At 67.5% G+C, this 17,063-nt stretch carries 17 protein-coding genes, 2 tRNA genes and 1 pseudogene; 13 read left to right on the top strand and 7 right to left on the bottom strand.

Annotation, left to right across the window (positions count from 1 at the left end; genetic code table 11):
• Together leuA and ACX40P_RS06120 are read left to right on the top strand one after the other, a co-directional pair.
• The gene (gene leuA, locus ACX40P_RS06125; protein ID WP_459125441.1) at positions 1-1,674 is read left to right on the top strand and encodes a 2-isopropylmalate synthase; all 1,674 of its coding nucleotides are present in this window, start codon (positions 1-3) and stop codon (positions 1,672-1,674) included.
• A gap of 46 nt (positions 1,675-1,720) precedes the next feature.
• A complete protein-coding gene (locus ACX40P_RS06120; RefSeq protein WP_459125440.1) occupies positions 1,721-2,395 on the top strand; it encodes a DUF2490 domain-containing protein in 675 nt (224 codons plus the stop codon).
• A 1-nt stretch (position 2,396) separates the two neighbouring features.
• Here the strand turns inward: ACX40P_RS06120 and ACX40P_RS06115 are convergent, their stop codons facing one another.
• Both ACX40P_RS06115 and folE read right to left on the bottom strand, forming a co-directional pair.
• Complete coding sequence (locus ACX40P_RS06115) at positions 2,397-3,284, bottom strand: phosphotransferase family protein (RefSeq protein WP_459125439.1); 888 nt, start codon at positions 3,282-3,284, stop codon at positions 2,397-2,399.
• Positions 3,281-3,898, bottom strand: a complete 618-nt coding sequence (folE, locus tag ACX40P_RS06110) for a GTP cyclohydrolase I FolE (RefSeq protein ID WP_459125438.1) — start codon at positions 3,896-3,898, stop codon at positions 3,281-3,283. The genes ACX40P_RS06115 and folE overlap by 4 nt, the downstream gene beginning before the upstream one ends.
• A 211-nt stretch (positions 3,899-4,109) precedes the next feature.
• Here folE and ACX40P_RS06105 point away from each other — a divergent pair, with 211 nt between their 5' ends.
• The 5 genes from ACX40P_RS06105 (at position 4,110) to ACX40P_RS06085 (ending at position 8,571) form a co-directional block, all read left to right on the top strand.
• Positions 4,110-6,740, top strand: a complete 2,631-nt coding sequence (locus tag ACX40P_RS06105) for a TonB-dependent receptor (RefSeq protein WP_459125437.1) — start codon at positions 4,110-4,112, stop codon at positions 6,738-6,740.
• 118 nt (positions 6,741-6,858) lie between these two features.
• A complete protein-coding gene (locus tag ACX40P_RS06100) occupies positions 6,859-7,065 on the top strand; it encodes a hypervirulence associated TUDOR domain-containing protein (protein WP_459125436.1) in 207 nt (68 codons plus the stop codon).
• A gap of 45 nt (positions 7,066-7,110) precedes the next feature.
• The gene (locus tag ACX40P_RS06095) at positions 7,111-7,383 is read left to right on the top strand and encodes an SWIB/MDM2 domain-containing protein (protein WP_459125435.1); all 273 of its coding nucleotides are present in this window, start codon (positions 7,111-7,113) and stop codon (positions 7,381-7,383) included.
• A gap of 232 nt (positions 7,384-7,615) precedes the next feature.
• Positions 7,616-8,398 carry a SapC family protein gene (locus ACX40P_RS06090; RefSeq protein WP_459125434.1) on the top strand — a complete coding sequence of 261 codons (783 nt, stop codon included), beginning with the start codon at positions 7,616-7,618 and terminating at the stop codon, positions 8,396-8,398.
• A gap of 96 nt (positions 8,399-8,494) precedes the next feature.
• Positions 8,495-8,571 (top strand) — tRNA-Arg (locus ACX40P_RS06085).
• A 3-nt stretch (positions 8,572-8,574) separates the two neighbouring features.
• Here the strand turns inward: ACX40P_RS06085 and ACX40P_RS06080 are convergent.
• Genes ACX40P_RS06080 through ACX40P_RS06065 form a run of 4 tightly spaced genes read right to left on the bottom strand, consistent with a single transcriptional unit; the run spans position 8,575 to position 10,856 of the window.
• A complete protein-coding gene (locus ACX40P_RS06080) occupies positions 8,575-9,009 on the bottom strand; it encodes a DUF1178 family protein (protein WP_459125433.1) in 435 nt (144 codons plus the stop codon).
• Positions 9,006-9,830 carry a carbon-nitrogen hydrolase family protein gene (locus ACX40P_RS06075; protein WP_459125432.1) on the bottom strand — a complete coding sequence of 275 codons (825 nt, stop codon included), beginning with the start codon at positions 9,828-9,830 and terminating at the stop codon, positions 9,006-9,008. The genes ACX40P_RS06080 and ACX40P_RS06075 overlap by 4 nt, the downstream gene beginning before the upstream one ends.
• Positions 9,827-10,084 (bottom strand): glutaredoxin 3, encoded by a 258-nt coding sequence (gene grxC / locus ACX40P_RS06070; protein WP_459126019.1) that lies wholly within the window; start codon positions 10,082-10,084, stop codon positions 9,827-9,829. Before grxC ends, ACX40P_RS06075 begins: the two co-directional genes overlap by 4 nt.
• A gap of 31 nt (positions 10,085-10,115) precedes the next feature.
• Complete coding sequence (locus ACX40P_RS06065; RefSeq protein ID WP_459125431.1) at positions 10,116-10,856, bottom strand: ComF family protein; 741 nt, start codon at positions 10,854-10,856, stop codon at positions 10,116-10,118.
• Between the two features lie 42 nt (positions 10,857-10,898).
• On the opposite strand from ACX40P_RS06065, the gene ACX40P_RS06060 reads away from it, so the two are divergent.
• From ACX40P_RS06060 to ACX40P_RS06035, 6 genes are all read left to right on the top strand, one after another.
• Entirely contained in the window at positions 10,899-11,714 is an 816-nt protein-coding gene (locus tag ACX40P_RS06060) for a methyltransferase domain-containing protein (RefSeq protein ID WP_459125430.1), read from the top strand.
• Positions 11,715-11,919: 205 nt separating this feature from the next.
• Positions 11,920-14,283 carry a putative bifunctional diguanylate cyclase/phosphodiesterase gene (locus ACX40P_RS06055; protein WP_459125429.1) on the top strand — a complete coding sequence of 788 codons (2,364 nt, stop codon included), beginning with the start codon at positions 11,920-11,922 and terminating at the stop codon, positions 14,281-14,283.
• Between the two features lie 49 nt (positions 14,284-14,332).
• Positions 14,333-14,409, top strand: a tRNA-Trp gene (locus ACX40P_RS06050).
• A 378-nt stretch (positions 14,410-14,787) separates the two neighbouring features.
• Positions 14,788-14,985: a preprotein translocase subunit SecE gene (secE, locus tag ACX40P_RS06045; protein ID WP_459125428.1), complete on the top strand. Its 198-nt coding sequence runs from the start codon at positions 14,788-14,790 to the stop codon at positions 14,983-14,985.
• Positions 14,986-15,017: 32 nt separating this feature from the next.
• Positions 15,018-15,554, top strand: a complete 537-nt coding sequence (gene nusG / locus ACX40P_RS06040) for a transcription termination/antitermination protein NusG (RefSeq protein ID WP_459125427.1) — start codon at positions 15,018-15,020, stop codon at positions 15,552-15,554.
• A 363-nt stretch (positions 15,555-15,917) separates the two neighbouring features.
• The gene (locus tag ACX40P_RS06035; protein ID WP_459125426.1) at positions 15,918-16,505 is read left to right on the top strand and encodes a PEPxxWA-CTERM sorting domain-containing protein; all 588 of its coding nucleotides are present in this window, start codon (positions 15,918-15,920) and stop codon (positions 16,503-16,505) included.
• A 344-nt stretch (positions 16,506-16,849) separates the two neighbouring features.
• On the opposite strand, the pseudogene ACX40P_RS06030 reads toward ACX40P_RS06035, so the two are convergent.
• Positions 16,850-16,963: pseudogene (locus tag ACX40P_RS06030) on the bottom strand (PEPxxWA-CTERM sorting domain-containing protein); the annotation flags it as partial.
• Positions 16,964-17,063: the final 100 nt, after the last annotated feature.

Here is a 17,063-nt window from a genome sequence, read left to right as displayed (position 1 = left end):
ATGCTGCGCACCGCTTCGACCAAATACCGCCTCTTCCCCGCCATCGACCTGCCCGACCGCCGCTGGCCGTCGCAGACGATCACCAAAGCCCCTCGCTGGCTGTCGACCGACATGCGCGACGGCAATCAGGCGCTGATCGATCCGATGGATGCCGAGAAGAAGCGCCGTTTCTTCGACCTGTTGGTGAAGGTCGGGCTGAAGGAGATCGAGGTCGGCTTCCCCGCCGCGGGCGCGACCGAATTCGACTTCATCTCCGGGCTGGTCCGCTCGGGCTCCATCCCCGACGACGTGACCGTACAGGTGCTCACCCAGTCGCGCCGTGACCTGATCGAGACGAGCTTCGCCAGCCTCGAAGGCGCGAAGACCGCGATCGTCCACCTCTACAACGCGGTCAGCCCGGCGTGGCGCCGCATCGTCTTCGGCATGTCGCGCGACGAGATTCGCGGCATCGCTGTCGAGGGTGCGAAGGTGATGCGCGATCAGGCCGCCGCCTATCCCGGCACCGACTGGCGCTTCGAATATTCGCCGGAGACCTTCTCCACCGCCGAACTCGATTTCAGCCTGGAGGTCTGCGAGGCGGTCATCGACATCCTGCGCCCGACCGCCGACAAGCCGCTGATCCTCAACCTCCCCGCCACGGTCGAATGCGCGACGCCCAACGTCTATGCCGATCAGGTCGAATGGTTCGGCCGCAACATCCGCAATCGCGAAAACGTGCTGCTGTCGCTCCACACCCACAACGACCGCGGTACCGGCGTCGCCGCGACGGAGCTGGGGCTGATGGCTGGCGCCGACCGTGTCGAGGGCTGCCTGTTCGGCAACGGCGAGCGCACCGGCAACGTCTGCCTCGTGACCGTTGCGCTCAACATGTACACCCAGGGGGTCGATCCCGGCCTCGACTTCTCGGACATCGATGCGGTCATCAAGACGGTCGAATATTGCACGCAGCTGCCCGTCCACCCCCGCCATCCATACGGCGGCGACCTCGTCTTCACTGCCTTCTCCGGCAGCCATCAGGACGCGATCAAGAAGGGCTTCGCCTCGCAGGCCGAACGCAACGATCAGGTCTGGGACGTGCCCTATCTGCCGATCGACCCGAAGGATCTCGGCCGCGATTACGAGGCGGTGATCCGCGTCAATTCGCAGTCGGGCAAGGGCGGCGTCGCCTGGGTGATCGAGCAGGATCGCGGGCTGAAACTGCCCAAGCGCCTGCAGGCCGACTTCAGCCGCCACGTCCAGGCGCTGGCGGACGAGACGAGCCGCGAACTGAACGCCGCCGACATCTGGCTGCGGTTCGAGGAAACCTATTTGCCCCGCCCCGGCGACCGCTTCGCGCTGCTCGACTATGAGGAAAGCGGCCCCGCCGGCGACCGCATCTTCGTCGGTCGCGTCGCGGTGGATGGCGAGGAACGCTCGATCTCCGGCCGCGGCAATGGCCTGATTTCCGGCGTCGTCGCCGCACTCGCCGACACCACCGGCCCCGCGCTCGACATCGTCGACTATAGCGAGCACGCGATCGGCCATGGCGCCGATGCGCAGGCCGCCGCCTATGTCGAGTGCCGCACCGCAGAGGGCCGCACGATCTTCGGCGTCGGCATCGACGCCGACGTTGCGACCGCCAGCGTCCGCGCCGTGCTCAGCGCGGCCAACCGGGTACGGGGCAACATTTCCTGACGAAGCGGTGACCAACCGGCGAGGATGGGCAGGCTAGGCGCGCGTCATGCGTCACCTGCTCATCCTTGCCGCCGTCCTCGCCTCGACCCCAGCCGCCGCGCAGGCCGACCACGATACGCAGGTCTGGAACGCCGCCACCGTCACCACCACGCTCTCACCGACACTCGACGCGACGATGGAAGTCCACATCCGCTCCGACGATCGCTTCCCCGAACTCGGACAGCTGCTGCTGCGCCCCAGCCTGACCTACCGCCTGCCGCGGGGATGGTCGGCGACGGCGGGCTATCTCTACTTCCGCAATGATCCGACCGCCGCGCCCGCCACGCAGGAACACCGGCTGTGGCAGCAATTCGGCTATCGCTTCACGAAGGCTGACGTCACCACCCGCGTCACCGGCCGCACCCGCCTCGAACAGCGCTTCCGCGTCGGCGCGAGCGACGACATCGCCTGGCGCGTCCGTCAGCAGCTTCGGCTGGAAACCCCGCTGACGACCCGAGGATCGCTGAAAGCGGTAGTCTGGAACGAAACCTTCATCGCGCTCGACGACACGCGCTGGGGCGTCCGCCGGGGCTTCGACCAGACCCGCAGCTTCGTCGGCGTCGGCCTGCCCATCGGTCGCGGCATGACGCTGGAGCCCGGCTACCTCAACCAGGTCGTCAACCGGCGCGCCCCGGCCCGGGTGAACCACATCGCCGCGCTGAATCTGTTCGCGCGGCTTTAGCTCACGCGCCGCGAGACAGCGTCGGCGCTCGAAACCAGTCCGCCGCCAGCATTCGAACCAGCGCGCCATATCGCGGATGGTCCGCATCGCCGCCCAGCTCGGCCAGCCGCTGATACCCGATCAGCGTCTCGACCCGTGCGCGATCGACCGTCCGGCCGGTCGCGTGCTCATAGGCGGCGATTACCCGCCGGGCGGAGTCTCGACCGATATACGCCGGCTCGACGAATTCCTGGTGCCGGCCCGCGATGCCGACGTCGCCGAAATCGAAGATGCCCGCCAAACGACCCGCCGTCGCATCGAACGCGAAGTTGCGGCCATGCGCGTCGAGGTAGCACAGCCCCTCCCGCAGCGGATCGTCGTCGAGCGCATCATACGCGGCCAGCATCCGTTCTGCCGAAGCGCGCAACTCGGCGGGCAAAAGCGCCAGCCCCGCCACGATATCGTGTTCCTCGCCATCATCATCGTCGTCATCGTCACAGACGCCGATCGCCGCCAAGTCCGCATCGATCGCATGCAACTCGGCCAGGAACGTCGCCACATCGGCCGCCAGCTGGTCGCGCCGGTCCTCCGACAGGCGGTCGTAATCCTCGGTCAGCACCGCGTCGCCCGGCAGCTTGCGGTGCCGCGTGAACACGACCGGCCCCTCGATCACCGCCATGTCGGGCACCGCGATCGTCAGATGCGGGCGGACCACCGCAAGCACCGCCGCCTCGCGCCGCAGGGCGTCGACACCATCGGCATCGCGCGGAAACTTGCAGATCCACGCGTCGCCGAAGTCCAGCCCGATACTGTCCCATCCACCGTCGTGCACGACCACCGGCAACCCCGCCAGGTCGGGACAGGCGGCGACCGCCGCCCGCGTCAGCGCATCGATATCGGCGTCGATCACCCCAGCCCCATCAGCGACAGCACCTCCTTGCGGCTGCGCTCGTCCTCGCGGAATACGCCCATCATCCGGCTGGTCACCATCGACACGCCCGGCGTGCGCACACCGCGCGCGGCCATGCAGGCGTGGGTCGCCTCGATCACCACCGCCACGCCGCGCGGGTGCAGGCCGTTCCAGATGCAATCGGCGACCTCCGCCGTCAGCCGCTCCTGCACCTGCAATCGCCGTGCGAAGCCGTGCAGCACGCGCGCCAGCTTCGAGATGCCGACGACATGATCCTGCGGCAAATAGGCGATGTGCGCGCGGCCGATGATCGGCGCCATATGATGCTCGCAATGCGACTGGAACGGAATGTCCTTCAGCAGCACGATCTCGTCATAGCCGCCGACCTCCTCGAACACGCGGGACAGGTGGATGCTGGGATCCTCGCCATAGCCCTGGCAATATTCCTTCCACGCCCGCGCCACGCGCAGCGGCGTATCGCGCAACCCTTCGCGATTCGGGTCGTCGCCGGCCCAGCGGATCAGCGTCTCGATCGCCGCGGCGACATGGTCCGGCACCGGAATCTTCGGTGCAGGCCCGGCGGGCACGTCGTCATCATCGATCACTATGCTCATAAAGTCGCCTCGTAACAGAACCTTGCCCGTGTCGGGCCCGGTCGCCCAGCGCGTCGCCGCACCGTTGCATCCGGGAAACAGTGGCGGAAAACCGCCGGTTCCGCGTTGCAACGATCGTTGACGCCTGAGTCGCGACAGCGTTAGTCGGGGACGTTCCGCTTTTCCATCGTACGATCCGGCACAGACCGGACGCCCATCTGCAGGGGATGTCATGACCAAGAAGTTCGAGCTGCTCGCCGCCGCATCGGTAGCCCTGCTCTCCGCCGCGCCGGCGTTCGCCCAGACGGAGGCGACGTCGCCCGCGGGCGCAACGTCCCCGGCCCAGCCCAGCCAGACCGCACCGGCGACCGTCGGCAACGACGACGATTATCAGTCGGCCAACGATATCATCGTCACCGCCACGCGTCGCGACCAGACGGTGCAGGACGTGCCGATCGCCGTGACCGCGGTCGGCGCAGAGCTGCTGCGCGACGCCAACGTCACCGACGTGCGCGGTCTTGAACAGCTGGCGCCCTCGCTCCAGACCGTGACCGGCCAGTCGGCGGCGAACAACACCAACATATCGATCCGCGGCATCGGCACGTCGGGCGACAACCCCGGCTTCGAACCCGCCGTCGGCATCTTCATCGACGGCGTCTTCCGCAGCCGTGCGGGCATCGCGGTCGCCGAGCTGCCCGAGCTGGAGCGGGTCGAGGTGCTGCGCGGACCGCAGGGTACGCTGTTCGGCCGCAACACCTCGGCCGGCGCGATCAGCATCATGACCGCCCGCCCGAAGTTCGACTTCGGCGGCTATGTCGAGGCCGGCTACGGCAACTACAACGCCTATTCGGTGAAGGGCGGCGTCACCGGCCCGGTCGCCGAGAATCTCGCCGTCCGCGTCGATGGCGGCTGGCGCCAGCGCGATGGCTATATTCGTGACGTCAATGCCGACCGCAGCGTCAACGATCTCGATCGCTGGTATCTGCGCGGCCAGATGCTCTACGACACCTCGACGCTCAGCTTCCGTTTGATCGCCGATTACTACAAGACCGACGAACAGTGCTGCGGCGCCGTCAGCGTCGTGCGCGGCCCGACTGCGGCGGCGATCAACAGCATCGCGACCGCCCAGGGCCGCACCGGCCTCTACGCCGGCCCGCCCAGCGACCGTCGCATGGCGATCTCCCCGACCCGCAACTATGCCGAGAAGGTCCGCGACTTCGGCGCCTCGGGCGAGTTGAACGCCGACATCGGCGAAGCGAAGTTCACGTCGATCACCGCCTATCGCGACTGGGGCGTGCTGCGCGATCAGGACATCGACTTCTCCGGTATCGATCGCGCCTATCGTGACAATTACACCGTCAAGATCAAGGACTTCACGCAGGAGCTTCGGCTGCAGGGCTCGGCCTTCGGCGGCAAGCTCGACTGGCTCGTCGGCGGCTTCTACCTGAACGAAAGCAACAAGCTGCACGACACCGTGCGACTGGGGGCGGACAACAACCTCTACGTCGACACGCTGCTGCGCGGCGCAACGGCGTCGACGGCGCTGCCGACCGGCGCGCAGTTCTTCGGCAGCTTCCCGCGCTCCGGTCAGACCGGCGGCGTGCCGCTGTTCAGCCAGGTGCTGCTGGCGTCCAGCCCGGCCCTGCAAGCCGCGGCCGCGCAGAGCCCGGCACTCTTCGCCTATCTCAACACCCCGCTGGTCGGGAACGCAGCAGGTCAGGGCAACAACAACGACTATAGCGTGAAGACCGACGCCTTCGCGCTCTTCACCCACAACATCATCAACGTGACCGACAAGCTCTCGCTGACGCTGGGCGCGCGCTACAATTACGAGCGCAAGAACCTGGACGCCACGATCTCCAACGACACGGCGGGCTGCGCCTTCTTCTTCTCGGCCGATCCGCGCGCGGCGACGCTGCGTTCCGCGATCCGCGCCGCGAACCAGACGTTGTTCAACAACCTGTTCCTGCTGACCTGCAACCCGGCGGTATCGACCGAATTCAACGGTCGTTATCAGGATCGCCGCAGCGAGAGCCGGGTGACCGGCACCGCCAAGCTCGCGTACAAGATCGATCAGAACGTGCTGGCCTATGCCAGCTACGATCGCGGCTATAAATCGGGTGGCTACAACCTCGACCAGGCGGGCTTCGATTCGACGGTGCTCGGCGGCAACGGCGCGCAGGCGAGCGACCTGGAATTCGGCGCGGAGACGGTCAACGCTTTCGAGATCGGCCTGAAGACCAGCCTCAGCCGCGCATTCACCTTCAACATCGCCGGCTTCTACCAGAAGTTCGACAACCTCCAGAACCTGGTGTTCAGTGGCAACAGCTTCGTCGTGCAGAACGTCCGCAAGACGACCAGCAAGGGCGTCGAGGCGGAGGCGATCATCCAGCCGATCCGCGACTTCACCGTGCGGCTCGGCTACACCTATCTCGACGCACGTTACGACAGCTCGAACAACTTCACCGGCACGCCGCTCGCCGGCACCGCGGGCCTGCGCATCGCGAACCAGCCCGAACATGTCGTGACCACCGCCGTTACCTGGCAGCCGCGCCTGTCGGAGGGGCTGCGCGGGCTGTTCCACGTCGACATGCGCTATAACAGCGAGGTCAACATACCCTCGGCGGCGCCGAGCGCGATCACCGGCCGGGCGCCGATCTACAACCCGGGCTATCCGCTGGTCGGCGCGCGCATCGGCCTCCAGAACGCCAGCGGCTCGCAGCGGCTGGAACTGTGGGTTGAGAACCTGACCAACCAATATTACAACGTCACCGGCTTCCCGGTGCCCGAACAGACCGGCACCTACGCCGGCTATCCCAGCCAGCCGCGCTTCTACGGCATCAGCGCGCGCGCCGGCTTCTGATCCGGTCCGGCTGTGTCGCAGGGGCGTCCTCTCGACACGGCCGATCCTTTCGGCCATGCAACCATTAGCGCTGTACGGTGATTGTCCCTCCACGATTCCACCCGTGAAGGATGTCATCATGACGAAGCAGCTGAAGAAGGGTGACGAGGTCACGTGGAAATCCCACGGCGGCACCGCGCACGGAAAGGTCGAGAAGAAGGTGACGTCGGACACCAGCATCAAGGACCATACCGTCCGTGCGACGCCGGACGATCCGCAGTACATCGTCAGGAGCGACAACGGCGGCAAGGCGGCGCACAAACCGTCGGCGCTCACGAAGTCATGACAGTGCCGTCCCTGACGGGCGGCAGGATCTTGTAGGAGAAGAGAATTGGCAGAAGAAAAGAAAGCGGGCGCAGCTCGCGGCGGCATCTCGAAGCCTGTGACCCCCTCGGAAGAGCTCGCCGCCATCGTCGGCAAGGGCCCCCTGCCGCGCAGCGAGATCGTCAGCAAGATGTGGGAATACATCAAGAAGCACGATCGCCAGAACCCCGAGAACAAGCGCGAGATCCTGGCCGACGACAAGCTGAAGAAGGTCTTCGGCAAGGACAAGGTCACGATGTTCGAGATGAACAAGCACATCAGCGGCCACGTGAAGGGCTGAATCAGCCCGACGCGTCGCGCATGTGACGATTGGACGGCCCGGTCGCGCGACACGCGTGGCCGGGCCGTTTCATTTCGGCGATGATGGTGCCCGGTTCGATCGAGGTCCGCCCGCCGCAACCCGACCCTTGCCTCGCCCCCGCCCCTTGCCTAGACACCGCGCCGAACGCCCCGCCGTCACGCGCCGGGCAGAGATCATCCGCGCATCCGCGCAGCATTGAGAGGTTTGTTCGATGGCCACCGCGCCCGACGCGTCCGCGCTCCCGCTTTTCTACAACGACCTGCGCCCGCTCTCGAGCGAAGAGCATGCCGACTGGCGAATCAAGCCCGCCGATCGCGCGCCGTTCCTCGCCAACCAGCACGCGATCCCGCTGACCGTCGAGGAATTCCCGATGGTCGCGCGCAAGATGCCGATCGTGTTCGCGGTCGGTGACGATCCCGTGCCGCTGGCGCTGCTGGGCCTGAACGAGGGCGTCAACGTCTTCATGGACGACGAGGGCCGTCTGACGGATCCGGAGACCTACGTCCCCGCCTATGTCCGCCGCTATCCGTACCTCCTCGCCCGCCTGCGTCCCGACGCCGACGAGCTGTCGCTGTGCTTCGATCCGACCACCGACACGATCGGCGCATATGACGAGGGCGAGCGCCTGTTCGAGAACGGTCAGCCGACCGACCTGACCAAGGCGATCCTCCAGTTCGCCGAGCAGTTCGAGCAGGCCGGCCAGAAGACCGCGCAGTTCGTGAAGGAGGTCCGCGATCTGGGCCTGATGATCGACGGCGAAGTCACCATCCAGCCCGAGGGCGCGGCCCAGCCGTTCGTCTATCGCGGCTTCCAGATGATCGACGAGGCTAAGCTGAACGAGCTGCGCGGCGACCAGCTGCGCAAGATGGCGCAGTCGGGCATGCTCCCGCTGATCTACGCCCACCTCTTCTCGCTGGCGCTGATGCGCGACGTGTTCGCCAAGCAGATGAGCATCGGCAAGGTGCCGCAGCAGCCGAGCGCGATCGAGGCGTAAGGCGTCTCACGCCGGTTCCACGAGCAGGGGCGACGGCACATCGATGCCGCCGCCCCTTTTCATTTGCCCCCCCGCTTCGTAACAAGCCTGCCGAGTGCGCCCGTAGCTCAGCAGGATAGAGCATCAGATTCCTAATCTGAGGGCCATGGGTTCGAATCCCGTCGGGCGCACCACCCTCAGTTCAGCGTCTCCGGCGGCACCACCGGCACGATCAGCGGCGCCACCGCCACGCCGTCTTCGACCAGCGCCTTGGCTTCCGCCCGTGTCGCTTGGCCGTGGATCGGGGCGTGATCGACGGTGCCGTCATGCATCGCCCGCGCGCGCGTCGCGAAGTCGGGGCCGACCCATGTCGAGGTCTTCAGCGCCTCGGCCTGCGCGGAGGCGATCGCCGCCAGCGCCGCCTTCATCGCGGCTGCCGGGGCCGGCGCATCCCCACCACGATTGCCCTTGGCCGCGACGTTGGGCGCCATCACCGCCTTCGCGACATCCGCATCGCCGCAGATCGCGCAGACGACCAGCCCGCCGCTGCGCTGCGTCTCGAACGCATCGCTCGATCCGAACCACGCCTCGAACACATGGCCGTTGGAGCAGCGCAGGTCGAACACGATCACGCGATCACCGTCACCGGCGGAATGGCGCGGCGATGCGACAGGACCGGCACCCGCTCCCGCGCCGCCGTCCCGCGAGCAAGATCGACATCGACGATCGCGACACCCGCAGCGTCGCCCATGTCGAGCAACACCTCACCCCACGGATCGACCACCAGCGAATGACCATAGGTCTCGCGCCCGTCGGCATGCCGCCCGCACTGCGCCGCCGCGATCACGAACGCCGCCCCCTCGATCGCCCGCGCGCGCATCAGCACATGCCAGTGCGCCGCCCCGGTCGGCACGGTGAAGGCAGCCGGAATCGCGAGCAGCTCCGCCCCCGCATCGGTCAGCGCGCGATACAGGTCGGCGAAGCGCAAATCGTAACAGATCGACAGCCCCAGCCGCCCGAGCGGCGTCGCCACCACCACCGCCGCCGCGCCCGGTGCATAGGCGGCGGACTCGCGCCACGTGTCGCCCCCCGACACCGCCGCATCGAACAGGTGCAACTTGTCGTAGCGCGCGTGGATTTCGCCCGAACCGTCGATCACGAACGACCGGTTGGCGAAGCGTCCGTCCCCGCCGCGCACCGCGATCGAGCCGAGATGCACCCAAACACCCGTCCGCGCCGCGCCCTCGCGCGCGGCGATCAGCACCGGATCGTCACCCTCATCGACTACCGACGCGGCGGCCCGCGCTCGGTCGCGGTCGATCAGGTTCGACATCTCGGGCGTGAACAGCATCGCCGCACCGTGTGCCGCTGCCTCATCGATCGCATCGGCGACGGTCCGCGCATTGGCGGCGGGGTCGATCCCCGCCGTCATCTGCAGCAGCGCAGCCCTCATGCCGCCAGCAGCGGATCCAGCTCCCCGGCCCGCTCCAGCGCGGCCAGATCGTCCGATCCGCCGATATGGCGCCCATCGATGAAGACCTGCGGCACCGTCGTGCGTCCGCCCGAGCGCTCGATCATCTCGGCGCGCTTCGGCCCGCCCATCGAGATGTCATATTCCTCCGGCGTCACGTCCTTCTCGCCCAGCAGGCGCATCGCCCGCGCGCAATAGGGACAGAATGCCTTGGTGTAGATTTCGACCTTTGCCATCCGCCACAGGTGCGTATGCGCACCCGCGATGTCAATCGCCGGCATCCTCGCCGATCACCCGCGCCCAGCACAATATGGTCACCCGTGCCGCGCCGCCGGCCAGCAGCACGCGCACGCAGGCATCGGTGGTCGCCCCCGTCGTGTAAACGTCGTCGACCAGCACCACGTGACGCCCCTTCACCGCCGCCGGCCCCGCCCGCGGGTCGAGCGCAAAGGCACCGCGCACCGCCTTCGCCCGCCCCCGCGCGCCCAGCCCGCGCAGCACCGGCGTCGCCCGCGTCCGTCGCAGCAGGCCCGGCGCACAGGGCGTGCCCGTCATCCGCCCGATCGCCTTCGCCACCAGCGCCGCCTGGTTGAACCCGCGCCACCACAACCGCCAGCGGTGCAGCGGCACGGGCACCAGCAGTTCGGCATCCTCGGGCATCAACCGCAGCATCAGTCGCGCCGCGGTATCGGCAAAGGCGATCCGCCCGCCATATTTCAGGCGCAGCGCCACCGTCTTCGCTACCGCGCCATAGGCGACCGCCGCCCGGGCCCCCGCATGCCGCGGCGGCGCCTTCAGACACGCACCGCACAACGCCGCCGCCCCGCGATCATGGTCGAACGGCAGCGCGCAGCCTGCACACCACGGCGGACCCAGCCAGCGCAGCGACGGCCAGCAACGGCTGCAGAAGCGATGATCCGCCAGCGTCACCGCGCCGCACCCCGGACAGCGCGGCGGCAGCGCCAGCGCGACGGCGGGGGCGACGATTCTGGCGAGGCTTGAGGGCACCACCCCTTGTCCGCATCCGCCGCGACCGGCACAAGCGCCTTGGTGACCGTTCCCGAAATCTTCGATTCCGCCGCCCGCCGCCGCCGCCGCGATCGCGCCGCGTCCGGCTGGGCCGATCACGCCTTCCTGCACGATTTCATGGTTGAAGGGATCGTCGACCGGCTCGACAGCGTCCGGCGCAACTTCACCGACGTGCTCGACCTCGGCTGCGCGGACGGCCGCTTCCACCTGACAGACGCCCGCATCGTGCGCGCCGATGCGGGCAGCGTGTTCGCGCATGGCGGCGTGCAGACCGACGAGGACCGCCCGGCTTTCGCCGACGCGTCGTTCGATCTCGTCGTCTCGGCGGGGGTGCTCGATACCGTCAACGACCTGCCCGGCGCCCTCGCGCTGGCCCGGCGTGCCCTGCGCCCCGACGGGCTGTTCCTCGGCGCCTTCGTGGGCGCAGGCTCGCTGCCGGGTCTGCGCGCGGCGTTGAAGGTCGCCGATCCGGGCACGGCGCGGATGCACCCGCTGGTCGATGTTCGCGCCGCCGGTGACCTGCTCGTCCGTGCCGGCTTTGCCCTGCCGGTTGCAGACGTGGAGACCCTCACGGTCCGCTACCGCGATGCCCTGTCGCTGTTCCGCGACCTGCGCGGCATGGCGGCGAGCAACATGCTGATCGGTCGCCGCGCGATGATCCGCAGTACGCTGGCACGCATCGTCGAGTCCTATGCCGCGCTCGCCGAACCGGATGGACGGGTGACCGAGCGGTTCGACGTCATCTTCCTCACCGGCTGGGCGCCCGACCCGTCGCAGCCCAAGCCCGCCAAACGCGGCAGCGCGACGGCGTCGCTGGCGGCGGCGTTGAAGCCCTAGAGCTATAGTGCTCCCGCCGGCGCGGGAGCACCGCAATTGTGTTTCCGCCCTCCTGCTCGCCAGACAGCGCGCGACAGGAAAAAGGCACGCGTTCGACAAGCTGACCACAAGCCGCACAAGTCAAGACGGCACCCGCCAATTCGGTACGCCAACGATCGTTAGCCATACTAACCTTCCATCAACGCATCTCGTCTATGGTCGCGGCGTGAGTATCCAGACGAAATCGCAGTTCGCCGCGCCGCGTATCGATGCGCGGGCGCTGCTTGGCCTCTACGATCCGGCCGACACGACCGACTGGGGTCCGATCCGCGCGGCACAGCTGAACGCCGGTAGCCACATGGCGCTGGTAATGCTGGGCGCCAGCCTGATCGGCGCGGCGCTGGTCACCGTCGCCTTCTCGACCGTCGCGCCGCTGTGGCAGCTGGCGGCATGGAGCGGGCTGGTCGCCGTCGTCGGCATCGCCGTCGCCTTCCGCCGCCTTGCCGCCCATCACCGCAGCGCCGGCACGGCGGGCCTGATCGACGTGCGCGCGACGCTGTGGGATGGCATCGCCTATGGCGCTGTGTGGAGCGTGGCCCCGCTCTACTTCGCCGCGGGCGCCGCGCCGGGCGCACTGCTCGCACTGGTCAGCATCCTCGTCGTGCTGATGGCCGCGGCCGCCGTCGCGATGGCGGCGCTGCCGCTCGCCACGCTCGCCTTCTTGGCGGTGCTCGGCTCTGCCAGCGTCTACGCCCTCTACATGCACGGCATCACCGCGGTCGCGGCCAACATCGGCCTGCTGACGATGCTGCTGATGGTCGCCTGCTTCAACCGCGGCCGTGCGCTGGTGGTTATGCGCGCGAACGAGATCGCGCTCGGCGAACGCGACGAGACGGTCACGCTGCTGCTGCGCGACTTCGCCGACAGCGACGATGCCGGCGACTGGCTGTGGGAGATCGACGCGCAGCGCCGCGTCGTCCGCGCCTCGCCCCGCTTCGCGCGCTCGATCGGCGTCGATCCGGCGCATATCAACGGCCGCAGCTTTCTCGAGATCCTCGCCGGCCCGACGTGGGAGAGCGGCAACTTCGCCACCGGGCTCCACGCCCTGTCGGACAAGCTGCGCACGCGCGAGCCGTTCCGCGACCTGCTGCTGCCGGTCTTCGTCGACGGCGAAACGCGGTGGTGGGAGATGTCGGCCTCCCCCCGGCTCGACGATCTGAACGGCTTCATCGGCTATCGCGGCGTCGGCTCCGATGTTACCGAGCAGCGCGCGTCAACCGACAAGATCAACCGCATGGCGCGCTACGACACGCTGACCGGCCTGCCCAACCGCCTGCTGATCCACGAGACGCTCGCCGCCGCCATCGCCGCGGCGGAGAAATGGTCGTCGCGCTGCGGCTTCATGATGATCGATCTCGACCGGTTCAAGGCGGTGAACGATACGCTCGGCCACCCGGTCGGCGACCGCCTGCTCGGCCGCGTGTCGGAACGGCTGCGCAGCGTGATGACCGACAATGAGATGATCGGGCGGCTGGGCGGCGACGAATTCGCCGTCGTGGTGCAGGACGCGACCGACAGCGCCGCGGTCGAGAAGCTCGCCCGCACCATCATCGCCACCCTGTCGCAACCCTATGAGGTCGATCAGCACACGCTCTACATCGGCGCCTCGGTCGGCCTGGCGGTCGGGCCGCGTGACGGGCGCACGCCGGAGATGCTGATCCGCTCCGCCGACCTCGCGCTCTATCGCTCGAAGGACGCCGGCGGCGGGCATTTCCACGCCTATGAGCCGCAGCTGCACATGGCCGCCGAGGAACGCCGCGTGCTCGAGATCGCGTTGCGCGGCGCGGTCGAGAAGAACGAGCTGCACCTGATGTACCAGCCGGTGGTCGATGCCGGCAGCGGGCGGCTGACGGGTTTCGAGGCGCTGCTGCGCTGGACCAGTCCCGTACATGGCATCGTCAGCCCCGACAAGTTCATCCCGCTGGCCGAGGACGCGCGTCTGATCGTGCCGATCGGCGAATGGGTGTTGCGCACCGCGTGCCACGAGGCGGCGGGCTGGGGCAGCGATGCGCGCGTCGCGGTCAACGTCTCCGCCGACCAGCTCCACAACCCCGCCTTCGTCGCGGTCGTCGCCAGCGCGCTCGCCCAGTCGGGGCTCCCCGCCGAGCGGCTGGAGCTGGAGGTCACCGAAAGCGTGTTCATGCGTGAGGGCACCGGCGCGGTGCAGGTGCTCGAACGGCTGCTCGATCTCGGCATCCGCCTCAGCCTCGACGACTTCGGCACCGGCTATTCCTCGCTCGGCTATCTCAGCCGCACGCGATTCTCGACGATCAAGATCGACCGCAGCTTCGTTCAGTCCGCCTCGCGCGGCGGCAAGGAGGCGATCGCGATCATCCGCGCGGTGGTGGCGCTCGCCCAGTCGCTCGGCATGGCGACGACGGCGGAGGGCGTGGAGAACGAGGACGAGCATCGCATGGTGCAGCAGCTCGGCTGCACGAAGGTGCAGGGCTATTACTTCGGCCGCCCCCTCCCCGTCCCCGAAGCCCGCGCCCTTGTCGTCCGCGCCACGGATGCTGCGCGCGCGGCGTGATTTTTCGCGTTGCTCCGGCGCAAGGACCGGATTAGAGGCGGGCGCCTGTAGGGGCGTAGCTCAGTTGGTTAGAGCGTCGGTCTCCAAAACCGAAGGCCCTCGGTTCGAATCCGAGCGCCCCTGCCACGCCGAGTGCGGCGCAGCCGCACGAACGGCCGGCCGGCGCCGCTGAAGCGGCGTCCGACGTCATGGGATTTACTCCCATGACGGCCCCCCGGGGCAAAAGCCCCCGCCTCCCATGACGACCCCCTCGATCAAAATCACCGTGCTCCCGCGCAGGCGGGAGCCCAGAGCCACAAGCGCGTCGCTCGATAACCCTAGGCTCCCGTCTACGCGGGAGCACCGCCTCGCGACTCCCCCCCCAACCCCCCGCTTGCACTCCCCCCCGCACGCGTCTAAAGCCTGCTCCCAATCCGAAATCGGAAGTTTTTATCGTCGGAGCCTGTCAAGGCGCCGACGGCGGACCTATGTCCGGACGAACGCAAAGCTTAAGGAACGACCACAGTGGCCAAGACCAGTCCGATCGAGTTCCTGAACCAGGTGAAGGCCGAGACGCAGAAGGTCGCCTGGCCGACCCGCAAGGAAACCGTGATGACCGGCGTCATGGTCGTCATCATGACGACGCTGCTCGCGCTGTTCTTCCTGGGCGTCGACACGATGTTCGACGCGATCGTCAAGGGCCTGCTGACGCTCGCCGCCTGACGCACACCGACTTACTTCAAAGGGTTTCGCACATGTCGCGCTGGTACATCATCCACGCCTATTCCGGGTTCGAGAACAAGGTCCGCGACCAGATTCTGGCCGACGCGACCCGCCTGGGGCTGGACCAGCTGGTCGAGGCCGTCGAGGTGCCGACCGAGCAGGTGACCGAGGTCCGCCGCGGCAAGAAGATCCAGTCGGAGCGCAAGTTCTTTCCGGGCTACGTGCTGGCGAAGCTCAGCATGAACGACGACGTGTATCACCTCGTCAAGAACACGCCGAAGGTCACCGGCTTCCTGGGATCGATGGGCAAGCCCCAGGCGATCAGCGAGGCCGAGGCCGCGCGCATCCTGAACACCAAGGAAGAAGCCGCCGCCGCGCCCAAGCAGCAGGTGAAGGTCGATTACGAGATCGGCGATTCGGTGAAGGTGCTCGACGGCCCGTTCGCGACCTTCAACGGCGTGGTCGAGGAACTCGACTTCGACAAGGCGAAGGTGAAGGTGTCCGTCAGCATCTTCGGGCGTGCGACGCCGGTGGAGCTGGACTTCGAACAGGTCGAGCGCAGCAAGTAAGGCGAGCGCAGCGCGGGCGGCAAGCTGCCCGGAGCGACCGCACGTGGAATAGCGCCAGCTATTCCACGAGACGGCGCGCGAGACCGGCCGGCGGGTGACCCGCAGCGCCAGCGGAGGGGCAACCCGACCGACGTAAAAACGCGGGATTCACTCCCGCGTTTTTTCGTTTCGCGCCACCGCAGCACCGACCAGCAAAGCCCACCGCAAACCCTACAACACCTCGCCAGCTATCGAAATATCCCTAATGTACCATCACGGGAATTGTAAGAAATCACCGCCTTACGATCGATAGACGGTTAGTGAACCATCGATTAATGGAGCGCCACGGCCCCGCTCCAGCGTGGCTATCAGGGGGGTATCACCATGAAGACGATCTACGCACTCGCCGTCGCCGCGACACTGGCCGCGACCGGCACCGCGGACGCCGCAACCTACGTCTCGACGGCACGGACTGTCGGCGCCGGCTCGGTCAACCTGTCAATCACGACCGATGGCACGATCGGCACGCTGACCACCGCCAACATCACTGCCTATTCGATCGCCGTAACGGATCCCACCGGCGCGATCACGCTAACCCGCGCCAATTCGGCGCTCGGGATTGCCGGGAATGCCTTCACCGCGACGACATCGAACCTGCAGTTCAATTTCGGCGCGGCCGGCTACGCGCTGTTCCAGTCGCCGACGTTCGGCTCGGGCGGACCGTTCTACTGCCTGCAGGGCGGCACCTCGGCATGCTTCGACGGCGCCGGCGCCGCGGAAGGCCTCGATTCCGTCAGCTGCTGCGGCAGCGTCGAGCGCACCGCCCGCACCGGCGTGTTCACCGTCGCGTCGGTCACGACGTCGGCGGTGCCGGAGCCGGCGACCTGGGCCATGATGATGCTCGGCTTCGGTGGGATGGGCTTCGCCCTGCGCCGTCGCGCCAAGGTCACGACCCGCGTCCGCTTCGCCTGACGCCTTTGCCTTTTGGGGCTGATTGAAGAGCCGCCGGTCGAAGGATCGGCGGCTCTTTTCGTGTGTGCACGGTTGGCGGAGGGCGCCGAAGCCCGATCCACCCGCTATCTTACTGGCTGCTGCCCTCAAAGGGCATGTATTCGCACGATCGAGCGATGTCGGGTCGTCGGCGATCGTTAAACATCGATGCGGATGCCGGTTGCGCAGGACGTGCGGCCTGACGTGCGGATGAACGCTGATCCGAAGCCGGACAAGCGCTGACCGGCGAAACGTTCACGAGCACAGGCGACAAAAAACCCGCCGCCCCCATGGGGCGACGGCTTTTTGTCGTCCGGCCTTCAGGATCAGGCGAACGACACTGTCGTATTGACGCGACGGCGCCGCATCGCGCCACCGACCAGGCCGAAGCCGACGACCATCATCGCCCAAGTCATCGGTTCCGGAACGGCGGCAGTGACGCCGCTGACGAAACCTTCGTAACCCGGATTGCTACTGTTATTGAAATGACCGTCATTCGCCGGCGCGGCGGCATTGTTGGCATAGGCAAAGACCTTTATC

The sequence above is a fragment of the Sphingomonas sp. RS2018 genome, from assembly GCF_054489605.1.
Note: the sequence above shows the minus strand (reverse complement) of the source record. Positions and strands in the feature narration are given on the sequence as shown.

Bases quoted from the DNA above. Each gene is read 5' to 3' on its own strand.
- leuA (WP_459125441.1), top strand. From the start codon at position 1: ATGCTGCGCACCGCTTCGACCAAATACCGCCTCTTCCCCGCCATCGAC.
- ACX40P_RS06120 (WP_459125440.1), top strand. From the start codon at position 1,721: ATGCGTCACCTGCTCATCCTTGCCGCCGTCCTCGCCTCGACCCCAGCC.
- folE (WP_459125438.1), bottom strand. From the start codon at position 3,898: ATGAGCATAGTGATCGATGATGACGACGTGCCCGCCGGGCCTGCACCG.
- ACX40P_RS06105 (WP_459125437.1), top strand. From the start codon at position 4,110: ATGACCAAGAAGTTCGAGCTGCTCGCCGCCGCATCGGTAGCCCTGCTC.
- ACX40P_RS06100 (WP_459125436.1), top strand. From the start codon at position 6,859: ATGACGAAGCAGCTGAAGAAGGGTGACGAGGTCACGTGGAAATCCCAC.
- ACX40P_RS06090 (WP_459125434.1), top strand. From the start codon at position 7,616: ATGGCCACCGCGCCCGACGCGTCCGCGCTCCCGCTTTTCTACAACGAC.
- ACX40P_RS06075 (WP_459125432.1), bottom strand. From the start codon at position 9,830: ATGAGGGCTGCGCTGCTGCAGATGACGGCGGGGATCGACCCCGCCGCC.
- grxC (WP_459126019.1), bottom strand. From the start codon at position 10,084: ATGGCAAAGGTCGAAATCTACACCAAGGCATTCTGTCCCTATTGCGCG.
- nusG (WP_459125427.1), top strand. From the start codon at position 15,018: ATGTCGCGCTGGTACATCATCCACGCCTATTCCGGGTTCGAGAACAAG.
- ACX40P_RS06035 (WP_459125426.1), top strand. From the start codon at position 15,918: ATGAAGACGATCTACGCACTCGCCGTCGCCGCGACACTGGCCGCGACC.